The 6,189-nt window shown below is 73.5% G+C and carries 6 protein-coding genes; 2 read left to right on the top strand and 4 right to left on the bottom strand.

Annotated features, from left to right (window positions below):
• Positions 1-1,471: glycoside hydrolase family 3 protein (locus KME80_RS49215; RefSeq protein WP_219519783.1), on the bottom strand; the 1,471-nt coding region annotated here is incomplete at its 3' end.
• Positions 1,472-1,668: 197 nt separating this feature from the next.
• On the opposite strand from KME80_RS49215, the gene KME80_RS49210 reads away from it, so the two are divergent.
• Positions 1,669-2,682: a LacI family DNA-binding transcriptional regulator gene (locus KME80_RS49210; protein WP_219519780.1), complete on the top strand. Its 1,014-nt coding sequence runs from the start codon at positions 1,669-1,671 to the stop codon at positions 2,680-2,682.
• 1 nt (position 2,683) lies between these two features.
• Here the strand turns inward: KME80_RS49210 and KME80_RS49205 are convergent, their stop codons facing one another.
• Entirely contained in the window at positions 2,684-4,090 is a 1,407-nt protein-coding gene (locus KME80_RS49205; protein WP_219519777.1) for a DHA2 family efflux MFS transporter permease subunit, read from the bottom strand.
• A gap of 122 nt (positions 4,091-4,212) precedes the next feature.
• Complete coding sequence (locus KME80_RS49200; RefSeq protein ID WP_219519773.1) at positions 4,213-5,010, bottom strand: hypothetical protein; 798 nt, start codon at positions 5,008-5,010, stop codon at positions 4,213-4,215.
• 132 nt (positions 5,011-5,142) lie between these two features.
• On the opposite strand from KME80_RS49200, the gene KME80_RS49195 reads away from it, so the two are divergent.
• Positions 5,143-5,856 carry an AfsR/SARP family transcriptional regulator gene (locus tag KME80_RS49195; RefSeq protein WP_219519770.1) on the top strand — a complete coding sequence of 238 codons (714 nt, stop codon included), beginning with the start codon at positions 5,143-5,145 and terminating at the stop codon, positions 5,854-5,856.
• Between the two features lie 146 nt (positions 5,857-6,002).
• Here KME80_RS49195 and KME80_RS49190 read toward each other — a convergent pair.
• Positions 6,003-6,189: hypothetical protein (locus tag KME80_RS49190; protein WP_219519768.1), on the bottom strand; the 187-nt coding region annotated here is incomplete at its 5' end.

Below are 6,189 nucleotides of genomic sequence, written 5' to 3'. Positions count from 1 at the left end.
CCTCGGCGCCCTCGGCGGCGGCGACCCCCGCCGCGATGCCGGAGGTGTCGTCGCCGCTGACGTCACAGCCCCGCGCGTACGCGACGCCGGGGACGAGGGCGTCGAGCGCCTGGCGCAGCGAGGGGACCTCCAGCCCGAGGCCGTGCTCCGGGTGGCCGCCGACGTGCAGGGGGAAGGAGTAGCAGCCGAGCATCGCCATCGGGTCGTCGGCCACCGGCCCGACCAGCGCGACCCGCGCGCCGGGGGCAAGCGGGAGGACGCCGCGGCTGTTGCGGAGAAGCACGACCGCCTGGCGGGCCAGGCGCAGCGCGATGTCGCGGCCCCGGTCGTCGTCCAGGCGCAGGTTCTCGACGTCGTCCGGCAGGGGCCGCCAGTCCGGGTCGAGCAGGCCGAGCTCGGCCTTCTGCGCCAGCACCCGGCGCAGCGCCCGGTCGATCAGCGCGTCGCTCACCGTGCCCGCCTTGACCGCGTCGATCAGCGGGGCGCCGAACGTGTCGACGGTGGGCAGCTCGACGTCGATCCCGGCGCGCAGGGCCAGCCCGGCGGCCTGTCCCCCGTCGGCGGCCAGGCCGTGCAGCTTCTGCAGGAACCGGACCGCGAAGTAGTCGGCGACGACCGTGCCGGTGAAGCCCCAGGTGTCGCGGAGCAGGCCGGTGAGCAGGCTCTCGTCGGCGGCCACGGGCAGGCCGTCGATCTCGGAGTAGGAGTTCATCACCGAGCGGGGGCCGCCCAGGCGCAGCGCCATCTCGAACGGCGGCAGCACCACGTCGGCCAGCTCGCGCGGCCCCATCGGCACGGGGGCCAGGTTGCGCCCGCCCCGGGAGGAGGCGTACCCGGCGAAGTGCTTGAGCGTGGCGACGATCCCGCCGCCCTCGAGGCCGCGCACGTAGGCGGCGCCGAGCGTGCCGACGAGGTAGGGGTCCTCGCCGATCGTCTCCTCGGTGCGGCCCCAGCGGTAGTCCCTGGTCACGTCCACCACCGGGGCCAGACCCTGGTGGACGCCGGCGGCGCGCAGGGAGCGGCCGATGTGACCGGCCATCTCCTCGACCAGCGCCGGGTCGAAGCTCGCGCCCCAGCTCAGCGGGGCGGGGTAGACGGTAGCGCGCCAGGCGGCGAAGCCGGTCAGGCACTCCTCGTGCACCTGGGCGGGGATGCCGAACCGGCCGGCGGCCACGATCTCGGCCTGGGAGGCGGCCAGCGAGCGGGCGCCGGCGACCGGGTCTACCGGGGCGGTGCCGAACGGGCGGGTGAGCTGGCCCAGGCCGTGGGCGATGACCTCGCTCCACTCGACGCCCGCCATGTCCTCCTGGTGCGGGGCGACGCCGCCCCCCGACGCGTCGGCGCCCACCCACACCCCGGCGAGCTGGGCGACCTTCTCCTCCAGCGTCATGAGCGGGATCAGCGCCTCGGCGCGCTCCGCGGGGGACAGCCGGGGATCACGCCAGGGCTCGGGGGCGGTGTCGGTTGGCATGCCATCCCTTCGGCCGACGGAATACGAAACTTTCGAGAAGATTCCGTTAATTGCGGCAACCTAAGGGGCTCGTCGTGGTGTGTCAAGAGTTGCGTCATCTGCCGTTATGCGTATAGTTCGGGACTGCCAAACCGAAAGTTGCGGGCCCTGACGGCAGGGGTTGCCCGAAAGTTTCCGAAAAAATAGGATGCCGGGCGATGACCACTCCCCGCTCCGCGACGATCGCCACCGTGGCCGGTGAGGTCGGCGTCTCCGTGACGACGGTCTCCAAGGTCCTCAACGGCCATCCCGACGTCGCGCCCGAGACCCGGGCCCGCGTCGAGGCGAGCCTCGCCCGCCACCAGTACCGGCGCCGGACCCGGCGCCGATCGTCCGGATCGGGCCAGCTCGACCTGGTCTTCCACGAGCTCGACTCGGCCTGGGCCGTCGAGATCATCCGCGGGGTCGAGGCCGTGGCCGCCACGGCGAAGGTCGAGATGGTGCTGTCCCAGCTCGGCGGCAAGCACCGGCCGCCCGCCGAATGGCTCAACGCCGTGCTCGCCCGCCGGCCGCTCGGCGTGGTGTTCGTGCTGTCCGGGCCCACCCCGGCCCAGCAGGAACGACTCCAGCGGCAGGGCATCCCGGTCGTCGTCGTCGACACCGACAGCGCGACCGCCGCCTCCGTGCCGACGGTCGGCTCCAACAACTGGGACGGCGGCCTGCTCGCCACCCGCCACCTGCTGGAGCTCGGCCACCAGCGCATCGCGATCGTCTCCGGCCCCGAGGACGTGCTGTGCAGCCGGGCGCGCGTGGCCGGGTTCCGCTCGGCGCACGAGGAGGCCGGGCTGGAGGCCGACCCCGAGCTGGTCCGCTACGGCAACTTCTACATCGACGCCGGCTACGAGCACGGCATGGAGCTGCTGTCCCGCCAGGACCGCCCGACCGCGATCTTCGCCGGGGCCGACATGCAGGCGCTCGGCGTCCTGCGCGCGGCCCGGCGGCTCGGGATCGACGTGCCCCGGGAGCTGTCGGTGATCGGGTACGACAACCTGCCGATGTCCGAATGGATCGATCCGCCGCTGACCACCGTCAACCAGCCGTTGCGCGACATGTCGGGGATGGCCGCCCAGATGCTGCTCGACCTGGCGCGCGGCGCGGAGCTCGCCAGCAGCCGCATCGACCTGGTCAACGAGCTCGTCGTCCGCGCCAGCACCGCCCCACCGCCGGCGTGATCTACTCCAGGCGGGCCCGCTTCGGGAGCAGGAAGCCCAGGCAGAACGTGACGGCCGTGGCCCCGGCAGCGAGCAGCGTCACCCGGGCCGCCGCCTCGGCGAGGCCCGCCGTCCCGGCCGTGGAGAAGAACACGGTGCCGAGCACCGCCACCCCCAGCGACGCGCCGACCTGCTGGAAGGCCGACAGCATGCCGGACCCCGAGCCGACCTCGTGGTCGCGCAGCCCGCCGACGATGATGTCGAACAGCGGCACGAAGATCATTCCCATGCCGATCCCGTACACGACCAGCGGCCCGGTCAGGTCCCAGCCGTCGAGCGCGACGCCGATGCCGGTGAAGACCGCGTACAGCCAGCCGAGGCCGGTGGTCATCAGGGCGAGGCCGAGGTGCAGGATGCGGCGGCCGAGCCGGTTCATCAGCGCGCCGCCGAAGGCGGAGCCGAGGAAGGCGCCCACCGCCCAGCCGGACATGGCCAGGCTGGCGTCCAGCGGCGAGTAGCGGAGCCCCACCTGCAGGAACAGCGCCACCACGAGCGAGAACCCGGTGATCGAGCCGAAGAAGGCGACCACGAACGCGACCCCGGAGGCGTAGGAGCGCCGGGCGAAGACTCCGAGGTCGACCAGCGGCGCGCGGCCCCGGCGGCGGAGCTGGTGCAGGACGAACAGGGCGAGCGTGGGCACCGAGGCGGCCAGCAGGACGAGCGTCCAGGCCGGCCAGCCGAGCTCGTGGCCCTGGACGAGCGGCACGACGAGCATGGTCAGCCCCGCGCCCGCCAGCAGCGCGCCGGTGGTGTCGAGCCGGGCGCCCCGGGCGGTGGGCGGCACGGCGGGCAGCACCTTCCAGCCCACGGCCAGCGCGAACGCGCCCAGCGGCACGTTGATCAGGAACACCGACCGCCAGCCGCCCGCCTCGACGAGCAGCCCGGACACGATGGGCCCGAGGATGGTGGCCAGCCCGATCACCGGCCCGAGCAGGGCGAACGCCTTGCCGGTCCGCTCGCCGAACAGGTCGCGGACGAGGCCGAACGACTGCGGCACCATGAGCGCGCCGAACAGCCCCTGCAGCACCCGGGCGGCGATCATCGTCGCGGGCGAGAACGCCAGCCCGCAGGCCAGGGAGGCGACGACGAACCCGGTCACCCCGACCATCATCATCCGCTTGCGTCCGTACATGTCGCCGAGCCGCCCGCCGGTGAGCAGCCCGACGGCCATGGCGAGCGTGTAGCCGGCGACGATCCACTGCATGGTGGCGGCCGAGCCGCCCAGCTCGGCGCGGATGGCGGGGGCGGCCACGTTGCCGACGGTGCCGTCGAGCAGGTTGAGCAGGTCGGCCGCGAGGATCGCGAACAGCCCGGTCCAGCGCCTGGGCGGTGCCACGGCGACGGGCGCGGGGGGAGCGAGGACGGTCATGTGCTCGGCCCTTCGATTGGAACGGAACGCTACATTCCAATAATAGCAGAACGGAACGATCGGTTCCATAACCACAAGGCCCCCGGTACGCGACCGGGGGCCTTGGCGGTGAAGCGGGACGCCTATCGGCGGCTGGACCAGAGCGGCTTGTTGTCCTTCGAGTAGACGATGACCCGGCCGTCGTTGCTCACCGACAGCCACGCGCCCGGGTTGCCCGCCGTCGGGCTCGTCCACAGGGCCTTGTCGTCACGGCCGACGACCACCCAGTTGCCCTCCCGCTGCATGATCGAGCGGGCGCCGGGGTGACCGGCCGTCGGCGTCGTCCACAGGCTCCGCGTGCCGTCGTACAGCACCGCGTTGCCCTCGTCCTGCTGGATCAGCTTGTAGCGGCCGTTGGCCGACTGCACCCACTGCCCCGGCCGCAGCACGTGGCCCGACGGCAGCTTGCCGAAGTACGTGTGCGACGACCACAGCGGCGTGTTCTCCCGCGAGTAGATCACCAGGTTGCCGCTCTGCGCGGGCAGCTTCAGGTACGCGCCCGGGTTCCCCGCCGTGGGCGTGGACCACAGCGGCTTGTTCCCGGCGTCGTAGATGACGAGGTTCCCCTCCTTCTGCATGGTGGTGCGCGCACCCCGGTTGCCGGACGTGGGCGAACTCCACAGCGCCCTGGTGCCGTCGTAGAACACCAGGTTGCCCTCACGCTGCTGGACCAGCTTGAACCGGCCGCCGCCCGACGTGAGCGACTGCCCGGGCAGCAGCCACTCCCCCGCGCCCAGCCGATCCTTCGCGGCCACCGCGGTCTCGGCGGTCACGGCAGCCGCCGGCTGCGCCGCCGCGGCCGTGGTGAACTGCGCCGCGACCAGCAACGAACCCGCCGCGACGACCGCCGCCCCCGCGACCGCCTTCTTGAAAGCCTTCACTGCTTCCTTCCCCGATCATGTAGGCGAAACAACGGGTGGAAACCCTGGCAGGCGCGCTTGGCGTTTCGTTGGCGTCGCAGCTCCTAGCCGATCCTTAGCCCGCCCTTAGCGGCCCCCGCCATGCTGTGGCGGATGGATCTCCTGGAGTTTCGCCTGCTCGGGTCCATCGACGCCTGGAACGGGGGACAGAGGCTGGAGCTGGGGCCACGCAAACGGCGGTACGTGCTCGCCGCGCTGCTGCTGACGCCCGGCACGCCCGTGGCCGTGGACCGGCTGATCGGCGCCGTATGGGACGGCAGCCCGCCCGACAGCGCCCGCGTCACCGTGCAGGGCCACGTCTACCGGCTGCGCAAACTGCTCGGCGACGAGTTGCTGGAGACGACGCCGACCGGCTACGTGCTGCGCGTCGAACCCGAACGGGTCGACGCGCTGCGGTTCCGCCGGCTCGTGGCCGAGGCCGCCCAGGCCGGCGACCGGCGCGGCGCCGACCTGCTCGACGAGGCGCTGTCGCTGTGGCGCGGCCCCGCCCTCGGCGAACCGGGGCTGGCCGCCGCCATCGACCTGGAGGAAGCCAGGCTGGCCGCCGTCGAGGACCTGGCCCGGCGCCGCCTGCGGCTCGGCGAGCCCGAACGGGTGGTGGGCGCGCTCCGCACCGCCGTCGCCGCCGGCCCCCACCGGGAACGGCTGGTGGCCCTCCTCATGACCGCCTTCTACCGCCTGGGCCGCCAGGCCGAAGCCCTCGACCTCTACGAACGCACCCGCGCCGGCCTCGCCGCCGACCTCGGCGTCGACCCCGGCCCCGAACTCCGCTCCACCTTCGAAGCCGTCCTCCAACGCACCCTCTGACACCCGACCCCCAAGACAGGGAGACACCCGCCCTCCTCGGGGAAGCGGGGTGCCCTCCCCTCCGGCGGGGGTGCCGGCCTGTCGGGGAAGGCGCGGCGTCTTCCCAGGGTGGGGCCGTCCGTCAGGGCGGGGTGGTGGGACCTGGGTCAGGGGGTCATCCCCAGGTCGAGGCCGCCATTCTCCAGGGCGGGGGCGTCGTCCCTCGGGTCGGGGGTGGGGTGGAGCCAGGGAGGGCGGGCGCCGAGGGCGCGGAGGCGGGTGCGGGCGCGGGCGGCCAGGGGGGCCGCCTCGTCGGGGCGGCCGTCGCGGACGAGGCAGGCGGGCGCCCCCCCA

It is taken from the genome of Nonomuraea ceibae (genome assembly GCF_019396325.1).
Taxonomy (GTDB): Bacteria; Actinomycetota; Actinomycetes; order Streptosporangiales; family Streptosporangiaceae; genus Nonomuraea; species Nonomuraea ceibae.
The sequence above is the reverse complement of the archived record's forward strand: the minus strand, read 5'-3'. Positions and strand labels throughout refer to the sequence as shown.